The sequence below is a fragment of the Nocardia sp. NPDC052566 genome (assembly GCF_044547285.1).
Classification (GTDB): Bacteria; Actinomycetota; Actinomycetes; order Mycobacteriales; family Mycobacteriaceae; genus Nocardia.
Genome location: NZ_JBIUAF010000003.1, coordinates 398,632 through 413,917 on the forward strand (window position 1 = coordinate 398,632; position 15,286 = coordinate 413,917).

At 67.3% G+C, this 15,286-nt stretch carries 15 protein-coding genes; 10 read left to right on the forward strand and 5 right to left on the reverse strand.

What is annotated here, in order from left to right; all coding sequences use genetic code 11:
- Positions 1 to 106 precede the first annotated feature (106 nt).
- Positions 107 to 1,111: a sigma-70 family RNA polymerase sigma factor gene (locus ACIG5A_RS16025; protein WP_397240966.1), complete on the reverse strand. Its 1,005-nt coding sequence runs from the start codon at positions 1,109 to 1,111 to the stop codon at positions 107 to 109.
- A 169-nt stretch (positions 1,112 to 1,280) separates the two neighbouring features.
- Between ACIG5A_RS16025 and ACIG5A_RS16030 the strand changes: the two genes are divergently transcribed.
- Complete coding sequence (locus tag ACIG5A_RS16030; RefSeq protein WP_397240967.1) at positions 1,281 to 1,697, forward strand: VOC family protein; 417 nt, start codon at positions 1,281 to 1,283, stop codon at positions 1,695 to 1,697.
- Positions 1,698 to 1,699: 2 nt separating this feature from the next.
- Here the strand turns inward: ACIG5A_RS16030 and ACIG5A_RS16035 are convergent, their stop codons facing one another.
- Entirely contained in the window at positions 1,700 to 2,482 is a 783-nt protein-coding gene (locus ACIG5A_RS16035) for a crotonase/enoyl-CoA hydratase family protein (protein ID WP_397240968.1), read from the reverse strand.
- 60 nt (positions 2,483 to 2,542) lie between these two features.
- Between ACIG5A_RS16035 and ACIG5A_RS16040 the strand changes: the two genes are divergently transcribed.
- Positions 2,543 to 4,192, forward strand: coding sequence for an acyl-CoA synthetase (locus tag ACIG5A_RS16040; RefSeq protein WP_397240969.1), 1,650 nt, complete (start codon positions 2,543 to 2,545; stop codon positions 4,190 to 4,192).
- A 95-nt stretch (positions 4,193 to 4,287) separates the two neighbouring features.
- Positions 4,288 to 5,118, forward strand: a complete 831-nt coding sequence (locus ACIG5A_RS16045; RefSeq protein ID WP_397240970.1) for an acyl-CoA thioesterase domain-containing protein — start codon at positions 4,288 to 4,290, stop codon at positions 5,116 to 5,118.
- A gap of 325 nt (positions 5,119 to 5,443) precedes the next feature.
- Here ACIG5A_RS16045 and ACIG5A_RS16050 read toward each other — a convergent pair whose 3' ends face one another.
- Complete coding sequence (locus ACIG5A_RS16050; RefSeq protein WP_397240971.1) at positions 5,444 to 6,625, reverse strand: FAD-dependent oxidoreductase; 1,182 nt, start codon at positions 6,623 to 6,625, stop codon at positions 5,444 to 5,446.
- Between the two features lie 100 nt (positions 6,626 to 6,725).
- On the opposite strand from ACIG5A_RS16050, the gene ACIG5A_RS16055 reads away from it, so the two are divergent.
- Positions 6,726 to 7,307, forward strand: a complete 582-nt coding sequence (locus tag ACIG5A_RS16055) for a TetR family transcriptional regulator (protein ID WP_397240972.1) — start codon at positions 6,726 to 6,728, stop codon at positions 7,305 to 7,307.
- Positions 7,308 to 7,531: 224 nt separating this feature from the next.
- Here ACIG5A_RS16055 and ACIG5A_RS16060 read toward each other — a convergent pair whose 3' ends face one another.
- The gene (locus ACIG5A_RS16060; RefSeq protein WP_397240973.1) at positions 7,532 to 8,638 is read right to left on the reverse strand and encodes an acyl-CoA dehydrogenase family protein; all 1,107 of its coding nucleotides are present in this window, start codon (positions 8,636 to 8,638) and stop codon (positions 7,532 to 7,534) included.
- A 22-nt stretch (positions 8,639 to 8,660) separates the two neighbouring features.
- Positions 8,661 to 9,854, reverse strand: a complete 1,194-nt coding sequence (locus ACIG5A_RS16065) for an acyl-CoA dehydrogenase family protein (protein WP_397240974.1) — start codon at positions 9,852 to 9,854, stop codon at positions 8,661 to 8,663.
- A 155-nt stretch (positions 9,855 to 10,009) separates the two neighbouring features.
- Here ACIG5A_RS16065 and ACIG5A_RS16070 point away from each other — a divergent pair, with 155 nt between their 5' ends.
- The 6 genes from ACIG5A_RS16070 to ACIG5A_RS16095 all read left to right on the forward strand — a co-directional run bounded on the left by ACIG5A_RS16070 (position 10,010) and on the right by ACIG5A_RS16095 (position 15,285).
- Positions 10,010 to 10,198 carry a ferredoxin gene (locus ACIG5A_RS16070; RefSeq protein WP_397240975.1) on the forward strand — a complete coding sequence of 63 codons (189 nt, stop codon included), beginning with the start codon at positions 10,010 to 10,012 and terminating at the stop codon, positions 10,196 to 10,198.
- Between the two features lie 43 nt (positions 10,199 to 10,241).
- Positions 10,242 to 11,147 (forward strand): 3-oxoacyl-ACP reductase, encoded by a 906-nt coding sequence (locus tag ACIG5A_RS16075; protein WP_397240976.1) that lies wholly within the window; start codon positions 10,242 to 10,244, stop codon positions 11,145 to 11,147.
- Positions 11,148 to 11,445: 298 nt separating this feature from the next.
- On the forward strand, positions 11,446 to 12,210 hold the full coding sequence (locus ACIG5A_RS16080; protein WP_397240977.1) for an MlaE family ABC transporter permease: 765 nt from the start codon (positions 11,446 to 11,448) through the stop codon (positions 12,208 to 12,210).
- A 4-nt stretch (positions 12,211 to 12,214) separates the two neighbouring features.
- Complete coding sequence (locus ACIG5A_RS16085) at positions 12,215 to 13,066, forward strand: MlaE family ABC transporter permease (protein ID WP_397240978.1); 852 nt, start codon at positions 12,215 to 12,217, stop codon at positions 13,064 to 13,066.
- A 6-nt stretch (positions 13,067 to 13,072) separates the two neighbouring features.
- The gene (locus tag ACIG5A_RS16090) at positions 13,073 to 14,260 is read left to right on the forward strand and encodes an MCE family protein (RefSeq protein WP_397240979.1); all 1,188 of its coding nucleotides are present in this window, start codon (positions 13,073 to 13,075) and stop codon (positions 14,258 to 14,260) included.
- A complete protein-coding gene (locus ACIG5A_RS16095; protein WP_397240980.1) occupies positions 14,257 to 15,285 on the forward strand; it encodes an MCE family protein in 1,029 nt (342 codons plus the stop codon). Before ACIG5A_RS16090 ends, ACIG5A_RS16095 begins: the two co-directional genes overlap by 4 nt.
- Position 15,286 lies beyond the last annotated feature (1 nt).

A 15,286-nucleotide genomic window follows, 5' to 3' on the forward strand; every position in this document is an offset into this window, starting at 1 on the left:
TCAGCTTCTCCGCCTGGCAAACCCTCCCCACCCGGCTCGACCTTTCCCCACCTGCTCGGCCCAAACCCCCTCCCGGACGCGGAGCCTGGAACAGGGCCAGCGCCCCCTACACCTCTTCCCTCAACTCCGGCGCCAACCCGAACAGCGGGAACAGCTTCTCCGTATCCAGGAAGAAGTTCAGCCCGGCGATGATGTCGCCCTCCAGCTCCAGCACCGTGATCGACCACGGAATCCACCGCCCCGGCTCGCCGCTCGGCTTGTAGTGGCCGAATGCGGGCGCGCCGTTCGCGCCTTCGAGCCGCACCAGCCGGGAGTCGCGGCAGGCGCTGCCCGTGCTGAGCATGAACGCGGCGACATTCGCCGGGCCGGAGATCCACAGATCGAACGGCGGCATCGACAGTGCCACATCGGCTTTCAGCAGTGTGGTGAGCGCGTCCATGTCGTATGCCTCGAAGGCCTGGACGAAGTTGTCGATCAGCTTGCGCTGTGCGTCGTCGGATTCGTCGAAGTCGTCGGCCACCGTCGGCTGCACCTTGGACATAGTGGCCCGTGCCCGCTGCAGTGCGCTGTTCACCGAGGCGGGGGACATGGTGAGCGCTTCGGCGGTCTCGTTGGCCGAGAACCGCAGCACCTCGCGCATGATCAGGATGGCGCGCTGGGTCGCGGGCAGGTGCTGACAGGCGGCGACGAAGGCCAGCCGCAGCGTGTCCTTGGCCGAGGCGTGTTCGGCCGGGTCCGCGCCGAAGGCAAGGGCATTCGGGATCGGTTCGATCCACACGTAGTCGGGTTGCGGTGCGGGCAGCGGCGAATCGGGCCGGGACGGTCCGGCCAGATCCATCGGCCTGGCCCGGCGCTGCGGGCCGTCGAGCATGTCGAGGCAGACATTGGTGGCGATGCGGTAGAGCCAGGAGCGCAGGCTGGCCCGGCCCTCGAACGAGTCGTAGGACTTCCAGGCACGGGTGAACGTCTCCTGCACCGCGTCCTCGGCCTCGAACGACGAGCCGAGCATCCGGTAGGCGTAGGCGCACAGCTCCCGCCGGTGGCCCTCGAACGAAGCGAGTACCTCCGCCGACATTCCGGTGCCGGTGGTACGGGTGGAGAAGTCGTTCATGCGAGTCACACTGCCACAGGCCACCGACAGATCACAGTACTTTCCGGTGTCTACCTGCGGAATTCATGATCATCAGCTGGGTGGCCGCGGGGTCGGCGATGAGTTTCGGCGCCCGAGATCGTCTGTATTTCGAATGGCTAACGACGGACATCGGAAGGGTCGATATCCCATGAGCAGCAAGATGATCTTCATCAACCTCCCCGTCGCGGATCTGGGGCGGTCCAAGGCCTTCTACGAGGCGTTGGGATGGAAGGTCAACCAGGAGTTCAGCGACGACAACGCCGCCTGCATCGTCGTCGACGACAACATCTGCGTCATGCTGCTGACCAGAGGGTTCTTCCCCACCTTCAGCAAGCGGCCGATCGCCGACACGGTGTCGACCATCGGCGCGCTCTACACCGTGGCACTGCCGAGCGCGCAGGCGGTCGACGAACTCGCCGAGGCCGCCATGCGCGCGGGCGCCACCGAGGAGGTGAACGAGGAGCGCCGCGCCCAGGAGCAGCTGGTCGGCCTGCACGGGCGCACGTTCATCGATCCGGACGGCTACCAGTGGGAGCCGTTCTGGATGGACTATCCGGGCGCGTGAATTCAGGCGCCGGTGAACGTCGGCTTGCGCTTCTCCGCGAAGGCCTTCGGGCCCTCCTTGGCGTCGGCCGACCGGAACACCGCCATGCCGAGCTCGGCCTCGATCTGGAAGGCGTCCTCCTCCGGCATCGCCTCGGTCTCCCTGATGGTGCGCAGGATCGCCTGCACCGCGAGCGGGCCGTTGGCCGCGATCTGACCGGCGAGCTCCAGCGCCTTGTCCAGCGCGGTGCCATCCGGCACCACATGCCCGATCAGGCCGATCTCCTTGGCCTCGGCGGCGGTGACGTGCCTGCCGGTCAGCAGGATGTCCGCGGCCACGGTGTAGGGGATCTGGCGGACCAGCCGCACGGCCGAGCCACCCAGCGGGAACAGGCCCCAGCGCGCCTCGGACACGCCGAATTTCGCGCTCTGGCCGGCCACCCGGATATCGGTGCCCTGCAGGATCTCGGTGCCGCCCGCGATGGCCGGACCCTCCACCGCGGCGATCAGCGGCTTGGTGAGCCTGCGGCCCTTGAGCAGCGCCTCGAGTTTGGTCGGATCGAAGCTGCCCTCGACGGCGGCATCGCCGGGGTGTCTGGCGGTGAGTGCCTTGAGGTCCATGCCCGCGCAGAACGCGCCGCCCGCGCCGGTCAGGATCGCGACGCGGATGCCGGGATCGCTGTCCACCTGGTCCCAGGCGTCACGCATGATCGCCATCATTTCGGCGGACAGCGCATTGCGGGCCGCTGGCCGATTCATGGTGACGATGAGGACGTGATCACGCTTCTCGACGAGGCAATCCGGCATAGCTGTTTCTCCTGACTTTCAAGTCTTGTCAGAAACAGTAACACGTTCTATTTTTAGCCTGTGAGCTACAACATAGCGGACCTTGTCGAACACGCCATCGACCTGATGCCCGACCGCGTCGCGCTTGCCGACGACGGGCGCGAGGTCACCTACGCCCAGTTGGAGGAGCGCGCCAACAAACTGGCTCACTACCTGCTCGAACACGGTGTCCGACCCGGCGACAAGGTCGGTATCTACTCGCGCAACACGATCGAGGCCGTCGAGGCGATGGTCGCGGTGTTCAAGGCGCGCGCCGTGATGATCAACGTGAACTTCCGTTACGTCGAGAACGAGTTGCAATATATCTTCGATAATTCGGATATGGTCGCGCTGATCCACGAGCGCCGCTACAGCGACAAGGTGGCAGGCGTCCGGCCCAGTTCGCCGCTGTTGAAGACCGTCATCGTCGTCGACGACGATACGACCGGCACCATCCCGACCGCAGCCGATTCGGTGGAATACGAAACGGCGCTGGCTCAGTCCTCGGGGGAGCGCGATTTCGGTGACCGCTCCCCGGACGACATCTACATGCTCTACACCGGCGGCACCACGGGCATGCCCAAGGGCGTGATGTGGCGGCAGGAGGATGTCTGGCGCGTGCTCGGCGCAGGCATCAACTTCGTCACCGGCGAATACGTCGAGGACGAGTGGGAATTGGCGAAGGTCGGCGCGGCGAGCCCGCAGATGGTGCGGTTCCCGATTCCGCCGATGATCCACGGCGGCTCGCAGTGGGCCACCTTCCACAGCCTGTTCGGCGGCGGCAAGGCCGTGATGCTGCCGGAGTTCAGCGGGCACGGTGTCTGGCAGGCGGTGGACCGCCACCAGATCAACCTCATGTTCATCACCGGTGACGCCATGGCCAGGCCGATGCTGGACGCGCTGATCGAGGGGAATCCGGAAACCGGTGCGCCCTACGACCTTTCGACGTTCTACGTGATGGCGAGCAGCGCGGCGCTTTTCTCGCCGACGCTGAAGGACCAGTTCCTCGAGCGGCTGCCGAACCGGATGATCTCCGATTCGATCGGTTCGTCGGAGACCGGGTTCGGCGGCCTGTCCATCGTCACCAAGGGCGCCAACCACACCGGCGGACCGCGGGTGAAGATCGACGCCTCCACCCAGGTGCTCGACGAGGAGGGCAACCCGGTGCAGCCGGGCTCCGGCCAGGTCGGCATCCTGGCGCGGCACGGGCACATTCCGCTCGGGTACTACAAGGACGAGGTCAAGAGCGCGGCAACCTTCAAGGAGTTCAACGGGATTCGCTACGCCATCCCCGGCGACTTCGCCAGGGTCGAGGCGGACGGCACCGTCACCATGCTCGGCCGCGGCTCGGTCAGCATCAACAGCGGCGGCGAGAAGATCTATCCGGAGGAGGTCGAGGGCGCGCTCAAGACGCATCCGGAGATCTTCGACGCGCTCGTCGTCGGCGTCGAGGACGAGCGCTGGGGGCAGCGGGTGGTCGCGGTTGTCCAGTGTCGCGGCGGAAGTCGGCCGACGCTCGAGGAACTGCGCCCGGTGCTCACCCAGGAGATCGCGCCGTACAAACTGCCGCGCAGCCTGTGGTTCGTCGACGAGATCAAGCGCTCGCCCGCGGGCAAGCCGGATTACCGTTGGGCGAAGGCGCAAACCGAGGACCGCCCCGCCGACGAACACGGTGAGGCCGGCGGGAAGTAACGCGCACCAGCGAATTACGGTAAGGCTGTCGCGATACCGCGGCGGCCTTCGCCGTCTGTGGTGTGCGCGGCCGATCGGGGAGATGGGAGATCGAATTGGCAACGCCGTACGCGTTTTTCGCCGAGACCGAAGCGGGGTTCGAGCCATTGCCGTTCGCGGCGAGCGCTTGGTCGCCGACGATGATCAACGGGCCCGCGATCTGCGGGCTGCTGGCCAGGGCGCTCGAACGGCAGTACTGCGCAGCGGGTTTCACGCCTGCTCGGCTGACGGTCGACCTGTTCCGGCCCACGCTGAAGAAGCCGGTGACGGTGGCGACCGAGCTGGTGCGGGAGGGGCGGCGCATCGTCATCGCCGATGCCGCGCTCATCCAGGACGGCGTCGAGGTCGCGCGGGCGACGACGATCTTCCTGAAACGGTCACAGCAGCCGCCGGGTGAGGTGTGGACGCGCGCGGAACCACCACTGCCGCCCGCGGTGCCACCGGCCGACGGGCCGACCAGACCACTGTGGAACAGCGACGGCACGCCCGACGGCTGGTCGTCCAGGATCGGCGAGCATCAGAACAACGGCCGCAAACGCACCTGGCAGTCGCCGATCTCGGTGGTCGAGGGCGAGCCGCCGACGGCGTTCACCGCCGCGGTGATGGTCGGCGAGGGCACGAGCATGATGACCAACTGGGGCACTGAGGGAATCGGCTTCATCAATGCCGATATGACGCTCGCACTGGCCCGTCCCGCCGTGGGACCGGAGATCGGCCTGGAGGCCGACAACCACATCAGCGTGGACGGTATCGCGGTCGGCACCGCGACCCTGTTCGACCGGGAAGGCGCATTCGGCACCTGCATGGTGACCGCCTTGTCGAACGCCGAGCGCCAGGTCGATTTCAGCGATGTCTCGACCGTGCTGTCGAGGGCCCCACAGCGGTAGTAGTTTTCGCTGAGTTCGGCGAGGCGGTCGGAACTCGGCGCGGCCCGCGGTACACGCCAGTGGCCATGCGGGGCGCCCGCCGTAAGGTCCGACGAGGTGAGGTGTCCGGTGTCAGCTGTTCGCGCGATTCCGCGAGGCAGTAGGCCGTCTTGGTGCGTGCCGCCCGGCCGCGGAGGAGAGCGGCGGCACGGTGCACGGAAGGCTGGAATGCCCGGCCAGCAATTGGGGCGGGTTCGTCAATTTGCCAGTCGGGCAGGCCAGGTAGCGCCGGGAAAGGCACGACGCCGGGCGTCGCTGGAACGCCCGGCGGTGAAGTGGTCCGGTGTCAGCGGTTCGCCAGTTCCGACAGGCGGTAGGCCAGCTTGGTGCGCACCGCGGGGATACGGGTGAGCAGTGACATCGCGGTGTTGCGGAGGATGCGGGCCGGGAGCGGGCGCAGGGTGGCCATCTTCGTCATCCGGTCGGTGAAGGCGACGACGCCGAGTGCCACTGGGCGGCGGGTGGTTTCGTAGGTGTCGAGGATCGCGTCGGGCTCGCCGCCGATCACCCTGGCGAGCAGCGGACCGAGGAAGGCCGCGTCCTGGATGCCGGTGTTCATGCCCTGGCCGCCTGCGGGGCTGTGCACGTGTGCGGCGTCGCCTGCGAGCAGGATGCGGCCCGCGCGGTAGTGGTCGGCGACCCGGTGGTGTACACGGAAGCGCGAGCTCCACAGCACCGCTTCGACTTTCGTGTCACCGCCGGGCCCTCGGCTGTCCAGGATGTGCTGGATGTCGGCTGCGGTGGGGTGCTCCGGGGCCTCGTCGACGGTGGCGACGACGCGGTAGCGGTTCGGCTCGGCCGCGTCGGGCAGTGGCGCGACGACGGTGACGCCCTCGGGCGAAAGGTGCAGTGCCACTTCGTCGCGGGCGATCGGCCACGCCATGCGCACGTCGGCGAGCACGAACGAGGCAGGGTAGGTGTCGCCGGTGAAGCCGATGCCCGCCTGCTCGCGCACGACGCTGTGCATGCCGTCGGCGCCGATCACGTAGTCGGCGCGGATCGTTCCCGCGACTCCGGTGTTGTCGGTGTATTCGACTGTGACGCCGTTGTTCTCGTCGGCCACCCGGGTGACCTGGTAGGGCCGGTGCACCTGGCCGCCCGCCTTGTGCAGCCGGGCGAGCAGCACCTCCTCGGTGGTGTCCTGCGGAACCATCAGCGTGTACGGGTATTCGGTGTCGAGCCCGTCGAAGCGGATGGCGGCAAGGGTGCGTGCGCCGTCGTGGACGGTGAAGCGCGGCACCACGATGCCGCGGTCGACGAGTTCGCCCGCGATGCCGAGTTCGCGCAGCACCTCGAGCGTCCTGGCGTGCACCACCGCGGCGCGAGAAGTGTTGGCGCCCTCGCCGAGCCGATCGAGCAGCACGAAGTCGACACCGGCGTCGGCGAGCGTGATGGCCGCGGTCAGCCCGGCGGGGCCGCCGCCGACGATGACGACGGAGGTGGTGTCGGGCAGCGGGGTGGTTGTCATCGGGACTCCTAGGTCAACATCTGTAGGCCAACGCCTGTTGGCATAAATGTAGACCGGGTCGGGCATTGAAGTCAACAGTTGTTGGCATACACTTGTTGGCATGACCGCTTCGCCTGATCAGCCGCTCGCGCGCCGCTCCGACGCCACCCGCGCCGCGATACTCGACGCGGCACGCGCCCGCTTCGCCGCCGAAGGCTTCCGCAAGGCGACCATTCGCGCCATCGCGGCCGACGCCGCCATCGACCCTTCCATGGTGATGCGCTATTTCGGCAGCAAGGACGGCCTCTTCGCGGCCGCCGTCGAGATCGACCTCGACCTCCCCGACCTGGCCGCCGCCGACCCGAACACCTTGGGCGAGTTGCTGATCCGCCGCTTCCTCGCGATCTGGGAACCGCCGGGCAACGAGGCCATGCTGACCCTGCTGCGCTCCTCGGTCACCGACGACGCCGTCACCGCCCGCTTCCGCGACGTCTTCGCCGCCCAGGTCCTGCCCGCCGTCCTGCGCTGCGGCGACCCCGCCGACGCGCCCCACCGTGGCGGTCTCATCGTCACCCAGCTCCTCGGCCTGGCCCTCTGCCGCTACGTCCTGTGCCTGCCACCCGTAGTCGCGCTCACCCCCGACGAACTCGTCGCCGACATAGCCCCCACCTTGCAGCGCTACCTGACCACCGCGCGGACATGAACCGGCGCTCTGTCCATGGCGGTGTAAGCCTGGGTTGACATCGGCCAGTGCGGTCTGTGCCGACGATTGTGCCGTTCGTATCGCCGGTGGCCGACCTTCGATTGCTTTGGGTCGCAGCGCGACACGCCGCGGTGCCCGGCGCGGCGTTCGATCGGCGCACGCTCCGCACATGGATCGGCCCGCCGGTGGTGTACCGGCGGGCCGTTGTGGCAAGGACTTTCGGGTCAGGCGGGGTCGGCGAGGAGGGCGCCGAGTGCGCGGAGGTGGTCGGTGGCCGGGCCGAGGGCGAATTCGTTGTGCTTGGCCGCGGTGAAGTAGTTGTGCACGATGTGGTCGCGGTCGATGCCGACGCCACCGTGCACGTGGACCACGGTGTGGGCGACGCGGTGGCCCGCGTCGGCGGCCCAGAACTTGGCCGTATGCACGGCTTCGGCGCTCGGGAGGCCTTCCGAGAGGCGCCATGCGGCCTGGGTTACCGCGAGGCGCAGGCCCTGGACGTCGATGTAGGCATCGGCGAGGCGCTGGGCGACGGCCTGGAACGCGCCCACCGCCTTGCCGAATTGCTCGCGCTCGCGGGCGTATTCGGCGACCAGCTCCAGTGCTCGCTCGACGGTGCCGAGCTGGAGCGCGCTCAGGCCGAGCCAGGCGCGGGCGAGCAGCCAATCCAGGATCTCGGCGCCGGACTCGACGGTGCCGACCAATTCGGCGGGGGCGTCGGTCAATTCGAGCGCGTATTCGGCGCTGAGGTCGACCACCTGCTGGGCGGTCACCGTGACGGCGGGATCGGCGGGATCGACGAGGAAGACCGCGGGTGCGCCGGAAACGTTGGCGGGCACCAGTATCCGGGCGGCCTGCGCGGCGAAGGGCACGGCAAGCTTGGCGCCGGTGAGCCGCCAGCCGCCGTCGGTTTCGATGGCCGCGGTGGTCGGCTCGGCCGGTTCCCAGTTGTGCTCCTCGGCCAGTGCGGCGGTGAGGATCGCGGTGCCCGCGCCCGCCTGCGTGGCCCAATCTCGTTGCGCGTCATCACCGAACTGTGCCAGCGCGCCCGCGCCGAGGACGGCCGACCACAGGTACGGCGCCGCGGCGACATACTTGCCGAGTTCGCGCAGGATCGCGGTCTGTTCCAGTACGCCGAAGTCGTTGCCGCCGACGGTCTCCGGCAGCGCGGCGGCCAGCACGCCGGTCTCGGCGAGGGCGGCCCACAGCGTCTCGTCGAAACGCACGGCCGCTTTGTCGAGTTCGCGCAGCCGGTCGGCGGTCACCAGCTTGGCGCATACCTCGCCGGTCAGCTCGGCGAGATCGAGCTCGGCCTCGGTGGGAGTGAAATCCATGGTTGGTCCCTGTCTTTCGAAGTCAGCGCGCCGCGGCGGGTTGTTTGAGCGCGGTCATCGCGATGATGTCGCGCTGGACCTCGTTGGTGCCGCCGCCGAAGGTGAGGATCAGCGCGGCCCGGTGGAACCGCTCCAGCCTGCCGCGCAGCTCCGCGCCGGGGGAGTCCTGGCGCAGATACGCTTGCGGGCCGAGGACTTCCATGAGCAGCCGGTAGGCCTCGGTGGCCAGTTCGGTGCCGTACACCTTGCAGGTCGACGCGTCCCACGGCCGCGGCGCGGCATCGCCGCCCGCATCGGCCCGGCTGGCGATCTCCCAGTTCAGCAGCTTGAGGTATTCGAGCTTGGCGTGCACCTTGGCCAGGTTGAGCCGCACCCACTCGTTGTCGATCACCCGTGACCCGTTGCCCGCCTTGGTGTTGCGCGCCCAATCGACGGTCTGGTTCAGCGCAACGGTGAGCGGCCCGGCCGAGGTCAGTGCGACGCGTTCGTGGTTGAGCTGGTTGGTGATCAGCGCCCAGCCGCCGTTCTCCTGGCCGACGAGCGCGGTCGCGGGCACCCGGACGTCCTGGTAGTAGGTCGCGCTGGTGTCCGGTCCTGCCATGGTGTGCACCGGCGTCCAGGAGAACCCCTCGGCGTCGGTCGGCACGATGAGCATGCTGATGCCCTTGTGCTTCTTGGCATTCGGATCGGTGCGCACCGCGAGCCAGACGTAGTCGGCGTAGGCGATCAGGCTCGTCCACATCTTCTGGCCGTTGATCACGTAGTCGTCGCCGTCGCGCACCGCGCTGGTGCGCAGGCTGGCCAGGTCGGTACCCGCGCCGGGCTCGGAATAGCCGATGGAGAAGTGCAATTCGCCCGCGGCGATCTTGGGCAGGAAGAAGCGCTTCTGTTCGTCGCTGCCGTAGTGCATGATCGTCGGCGCGACCGAGTTGATGGTCAGGAACGGTACCGGAGCACCCGCGATGGCGGCCTCGTCGGTGAAGATCAGCTGATCCATCGTCGGGCGGTCCTGCCCGCCGAATTCCTTCGGCCAGGCGAGGGTGAGCCACCCGTCGCGGCCCATGTCCCGCACGACCTCGCGGTAGACGTTGCCTTGCCCGTACTCACCGGTCTGCGCGCTGAGCGCCGCCCTGCGTTCCGGGGTGATCAGTCGCGCGAAGTAGTCGCGCAGTTCCGCGCGGAGCTCCTCCTGCTGCGGCGTATACGCAATGCGCATGGCAAAACCTCATGCCTTCGTTCGTCCGGGTTCGTTCGATCATTGCATATCGACTGAAACATGTTCCAGTATTGGGGGTGAATCCGGCCGATGGCGCCGCGCGCGACGCCGTCGGCTTGTTAGGCTTCGACCAGAGGCGCGATGAAGGAGTTCTCATGAAGGTCAGCGTCGATCTCGACCAGTGCGAGGCGAACGGAATCTGTGTCGGATTCGCCCCCGACGTGTTCGAACTCGATGACGAGGACCAGCTGCACATCCTGGTCACCGACGTACCCGCCGACCGGCTCGCCGATGTCGAGGATGCGGTCAACCAGTGCCCCAAGGCCGCGCTGCGGCTGGGGTGACCGACCCTTGCCGTAGACTGGAACACGTTCTAAAGTCGGCCCCGTGGGAGATTCTGAGTTGAGCCTTGCGGGCCGGGTGGCGATCGTAACCGGCGGCGGTGCCGGTCTTGGGCGGGCCGAGGCGCTCGCGCTGGCCGGGGCGGGCGCCTCGGTGGTGGTCAACGATCTGTCGGAGTCCGACGCGGTCGCCGACACCCTGGCGGCGATCCGCGCGCTCGGCGCGAAGGCCGAATTCGTCGCGGGCAGCATCGCCGAGCGGTCCACCGCGGACGCGCTGATGCGCACCGCGGACGAGGCGTTCGGCGGGGTGGACATCGTGGTGAACAATGCGGGCATCACCCGCGACAAGATGCTGTTCAACATGTCCGACGAGGATTTCGACGCGGTGCTCGCGGTGCATCTGCGCGGCCACTTCCTGTTGTCCCGCAATGCCGCCGCCTACTGGCGCGGCAAGTCGAAGGAGGCGGGCGCGCCGGTCTACGGCAGGTTGATCAACACCTCCTCGGAGGCGGGTCTGCTCGGGCCGGAGGGCCAGGCCAACTACGGTGCGGCCAAGGCGGGCATCACCGCGCTCACCCTGTCGGCCGCGCGTGCGCTGTCCCGATATGGCGTGCGCGCCAACGCGATCGCGCCGCGGGCGCGGACCGCGATGACCGAGGCGGTGTTCAGTGCGGCACCGGCGGGCGAGGTCGATCCGCTCTCGCCCGATCACGTCGCGCGGCTGGTCGCCTATCTCGCCTCGCCCGCCGCCGACGCGGTCAACGGGCAGTTGTTCGTGGTCTACGGCGCGATGGTCGCGCTGATGGCGGCGCCGGTCGTCGAGCAGCGCTTCGACGCGGCAGGCGGCCAGTGGTCCGCGGACGATCTGGCTAGCACGCTGAGCGGCTATTTCGCCGATCGTCCCAGTGGGCGGACCTTCTCCGCGTCGTCCTTGCTCGACCTCGGTTGACTTGCCGGGTGGCTTCCGCCGCCGACACGAAAATTGAGCAACTGACCAACTGTTGATCATGGGTCCGGCACTTGGTAGACATGGTGTTCATGGTGTGCAGCGCCTCACAAAGGCAGTTTCACAAACCCGGTGACACACGTTTCAGAATCATCCGCTCTATTCATAAGAATCTGCAGCTCAAATGTAGCCAAAAGCTACCCATGCTTGGGTGAACGTGTTCTAATCATTGCGGCGGTGTAGCCACGGGATCGTGGTATGCCGTGTGCTGTACAAGCTGATTGAGCAAGGAGGATCGCGCATGAACGAGGTCCTTGCTGTGCCGTTGCGGGCCGTCGGCGGGTTCTTCGAACTCACCGCCGAAGTTGCCCGCGCCAGCGTGCGCAGGCCGTTCCAATGGCGCGAATTCATCGACCAATCCTGGTTCATCGCAAGCGTTTCCATCGTGCCGACGCTGTTGGTGGCGATACCGTTCACGGTGCTGGTGAGCTTTACGCTGAACATCCTGTTGCGCGAGATCGGCGCGGCCGATCTCAGCGGGGCCGGTGCGGCATTCGGTGCGGTCACCCAGGTCGGGCCGATCGTCACCGTGCTGATCGTCGCGGGGGCGGGCGCCACCGCCATCTGCGCTGATCTCGGTGCGCGCACCATCCGCGAGGAGATCGACGCGATGCGGGTGCTCGGGATCAATCCGGTGCAGCGGCTGGTCGTGCCGCGCGTGCTCGCCTCGATGTTCGTGGCATTGATGCTGAACAGCCTGGTCTGCACCATCGGTATCGTCGGCGGGTTCCTGTTCTCGGTGTTTCTGCAGGATGTGAACCCCGGCGCGTTCGTCAACGGGATCACGCTGCTCACCCACCTGCCCGAGCTGATCATCTCCGAAGTGAAGGCCGGGCTGTTCGGCCTGATCGCCGGGCTGGTCGCCTGTTACCTGGGGCTGAACGTGAAGGGCGGACCCAAGAGTGTCGGTGACGCGGTGAACCAGACCGTCGTCTTCGCCTTCATGGCGCTGTTCGTGGTGAACGTGGTGGTCACCGCCGTCGGCATCAAGTTCACGGCGCGGTGACCCGATGGCCTTCGTGATCGAATCCCGGTTCCCGCGTACCGTCCGACGAGTGCGTCGGTGGTCGGATTCGCTCGATTCTGTTGGTAGACAAGCTGTCTTCTATGCTCAGGCGGTGGCGTCGGTCCCGCGGGCGCTCGTGCATTACCGGACCGAGACGATTCGGCTCATCGCCGAAATCAGTATGGGTTCGGGCGCATTGGCGGTGATCGGCGGAACTGTCGTAATTGTCGGATTCTTAACGCTTTTCGCGGGCGGAACCATCGCCGTGCAAGGTTACAGTTCGCTGGGCAATATCGGAGTCGAGGCGCTCACCGGCTTTTTCGCCGCATTCATCAACGTTCGCATTGCGGCGCCGGTGATTTCGGGAATCGGATTGGCCGCGACCATCGGCGCCGGCTCGACCGCGCAACTCGGCGCCATGCGGGTGGCCGAGGAGATCGATGCGCTGGAGTCCATGGCGATCCGGCCGGTGCCCTACCTCGTCGGCACCAGGGTGCTCGCGGGCATGATCGCGATCGTGCCGCTGTACGCGCTCGCGGTGATCGCCTCGTTCTTCGCGAGTCGCTTTGCCACCGTGGTGATCTACGGCCAGTCGGCCGGCGTGTACAACCACTACTTCGAGACCTTCCTCAACCCGGTCGACGTGCTGTGGTCGTTCGCGCAGGCGATCTTCATGGCGCTGGCGATCATGATCATCCATACCTACTACGGCTACAACGCCGCGGGCGGACCCGTCGGGGTCGGCGTCGCGGTCGGCAACGCGGTGCGGACCTCGCTGGTCGCGGTGGTCACGGTGACGCTGCTGATCTCGCTGGCCATCTACGGCACCTCCGGCAACTTCCATCTCTCCGGGTAAAGCGATATGGCGGAATCGAAACAAGCGAGTGGGTTCGGCCTGAAGCTGGCCGGGGCGGGGATGGTGCTCGGACTGGTCGCGATCGTCGCCATCGCGCTGGTGATGTTCGTCGGCGGGTTCACCCCGACCGCGACGGTGACCATCGACGCGCCGCGCAGCGGCCTCGTCCTCGATCCCGACGCCAAGGTGAAGGTGCGTGGCGTGGAGATCGGCCGGGTGTCCTCGGTGGAGCACAGCGCGAACGGCGCCAGGCTGAAGCTGGCGCTCGATCCGGACAAGATGAAGCTGGTGCCCGCCAACGTCGGCGTGGATATCAAGTCCACCACCGTATTCGGCGCCAAGTACGTCAATTTCATTGTGCCGGACCAGCCATCGCCGGAGCGGTTGCGCGCCGGTGCGACGCTGACCGCCTCGTCGGTGACCGTCGAATTCAACACGCTCTTCCAGCGGCTCAACGACGTGCTCGACAAGGTGCAGCCGGAGAAGCTCAACGCCATCCTGGAGGCCATCGGCACCGCGCTGGAGGGCCGCGGCGACAAGCTCGGCGTGCTGCTCACCAGCAGCGACGCTTACCTGCGCGAGATCAACCCGATGCTGGAGGCCTTGCGCCGCGACCTGGTATCGACCACCGGCGTCACGAACCTGTACGCCGACACAGTCCCGGATCTGTTGCGCACCACCGACAATGTGCGGGTCACCGGCCGCGCGATCGTGGACGAACAGCGCAGCCTCGACGTGCTGCTCGCCAACCTGGTCGGCGTCACCGACACGGTCGGCTCGGTGCTGCGCGAGAACGAACAGCCGCTCGACGGCGCGCTGGCGCTGCTGCGGCCGACCACCGCGCTGCTGCAGGAATACGCGCCGGGTCTGCACTGCATGATCGTCGCGATGGGGGAGGCGATGCCGCGGGCCGACGAGGTCTTCGGCGGGAAGCAGGAAGGGGTGGGAATGTACGCCAGCTTCACCTACGGCGCCGAGCCCTACAAGTATCCGGAGGATCTGCCCAAGGTCGCCGCGACCGGCGGACCGCGCTGCGGCAACCTGATCAACCGGGCGCCGGGCAGCCACTCCGACTTCGTCGTCACCGATACGGCCGAGGGGCACGTCTGGGTGCCGTCCACCACGCTGAAAGTGGGCGGGCCCAAGGTGTTCCAGGTGCTCTTCGGCGGGCTGCCGGGGGTGAGCGCGCCGTGAAGAATACGGCAACCACGATCAAGCTCACGGTGTTCACGCTCGTGATGACGCTGGTTTTCGTCGGTCTGGCAGTGGTTTTCAGCCAGATGCGGTTCGCCAGCGAGAACGGTTACCGCGCGGTGTTCACCAATTCGTCCGGGATGCTGCCGGGTTCGAAGGTGCGCATCGCCGGTGTGCCGGTCGGCTCGGTGACCAAGGTGACGGTCGGCAAGGACAACCTCGCGCACGTCGAGTTCGACGTGGACCGCACGCATCGGCTCTACCGCAGCACCAAGGCCGCGATCCGCTACGAAAACCTGGTCGGTGACCGGTACATGGAGCTGCTCGAGGGACCGGGCTCGGCGGATGTGCTGCCGGAGAACGGCACCATCGGCAAGGAACAGACGCAGCCCGCGCTCGATCTGGACATGCTGCTCGGCGGATTCAAGCCGCTGCTGCGCGGTTTGCAGCCGGAGCAGGTCAATCAGCTGACCGACGCGCTGCTGAAGATCTTCCAGGGGCAGGGCGGCACGCTGGTGTCGCTGCTCAACAGCGGCGGCTCCTTCACCAAGACGCTGGCCGACCGTGACGCCCTGATCGGCAGCGTGATCGAGAACCTGAAGACGGTGCTCGCGACCATCGACGATCGGGACAAGCAGTTCACCACCACCGTCGACGAATTGCAGCGGCTGATCAGCGGACTGGCCGCGGACCGCGATCCGATCGGCGGCGCGCTGCCGCGAATCGCCGGTGCGACAACCGATCTGACCTCGCTGCTTGCCCAGGCCAGGCCCGATCTGCAGGCGACCATCGAGCAGACCGGCCGTGCCGCGACCCAGCTCGACGACGGTTCCGACACCATCCAGTGGGTGCTCGACAAGCTGCCGGAGACCTACCGGAAGCTGATCCGCATCGGTTCCTACGGTTCGTTCCTGCAGCTCTACATCTGCGGTGCTGTTCTCATCGTCGACGGCCCGGACGGCAAGCCGCTGAAGGTGACCCTGCCCGGCGCACAGACGACCGGTCGATGTGAGAAGGGCAGTTGAG

Excerpts from the sequence above, each read along its gene's own strand:
- ACIG5A_RS16025 (WP_397240966.1), bottom strand. The coding sequence starts at position 1,111 with ATGAACGACTTCTCCACCCGTACCACCGGCACCGGAATGTCGGCGGAG.
- ACIG5A_RS16030 (WP_397240967.1), top strand. The coding sequence starts at position 1,281 with ATGAGCAGCAAGATGATCTTCATCAACCTCCCCGTCGCGGATCTGGGG.
- ACIG5A_RS16035 (WP_397240968.1), bottom strand. The coding sequence starts at position 2,482 with ATGCCGGATTGCCTCGTCGAGAAGCGTGATCACGTCCTCATCGTCACC.
- ACIG5A_RS16050 (WP_397240971.1), bottom strand. The coding sequence starts at position 6,625 with ATGACAACCACCCCGCTGCCCGACACCACCTCCGTCGTCATCGTCGGC.
- ACIG5A_RS16055 (WP_397240972.1), top strand. The coding sequence starts at position 6,726 with ATGACCGCTTCGCCTGATCAGCCGCTCGCGCGCCGCTCCGACGCCACC.
- ACIG5A_RS16060 (WP_397240973.1), bottom strand. The coding sequence starts at position 8,638 with ATGGATTTCACTCCCACCGAGGCCGAGCTCGATCTCGCCGAGCTGACC.
- ACIG5A_RS16065 (WP_397240974.1), bottom strand. The coding sequence starts at position 9,854 with ATGCGCATTGCGTATACGCCGCAGCAGGAGGAGCTCCGCGCGGAACTG.
- ACIG5A_RS16070 (WP_397240975.1), top strand. The coding sequence starts at position 10,010 with ATGAAGGTCAGCGTCGATCTCGACCAGTGCGAGGCGAACGGAATCTGT.
- ACIG5A_RS16080 (WP_397240977.1), top strand. The coding sequence starts at position 11,446 with ATGAACGAGGTCCTTGCTGTGCCGTTGCGGGCCGTCGGCGGGTTCTTC.
- ACIG5A_RS16085 (WP_397240978.1), top strand. The coding sequence starts at position 12,215 with ATGGCCTTCGTGATCGAATCCCGGTTCCCGCGTACCGTCCGACGAGTG.
- ACIG5A_RS16090 (WP_397240979.1), top strand. The coding sequence starts at position 13,073 with ATGGCGGAATCGAAACAAGCGAGTGGGTTCGGCCTGAAGCTGGCCGGG.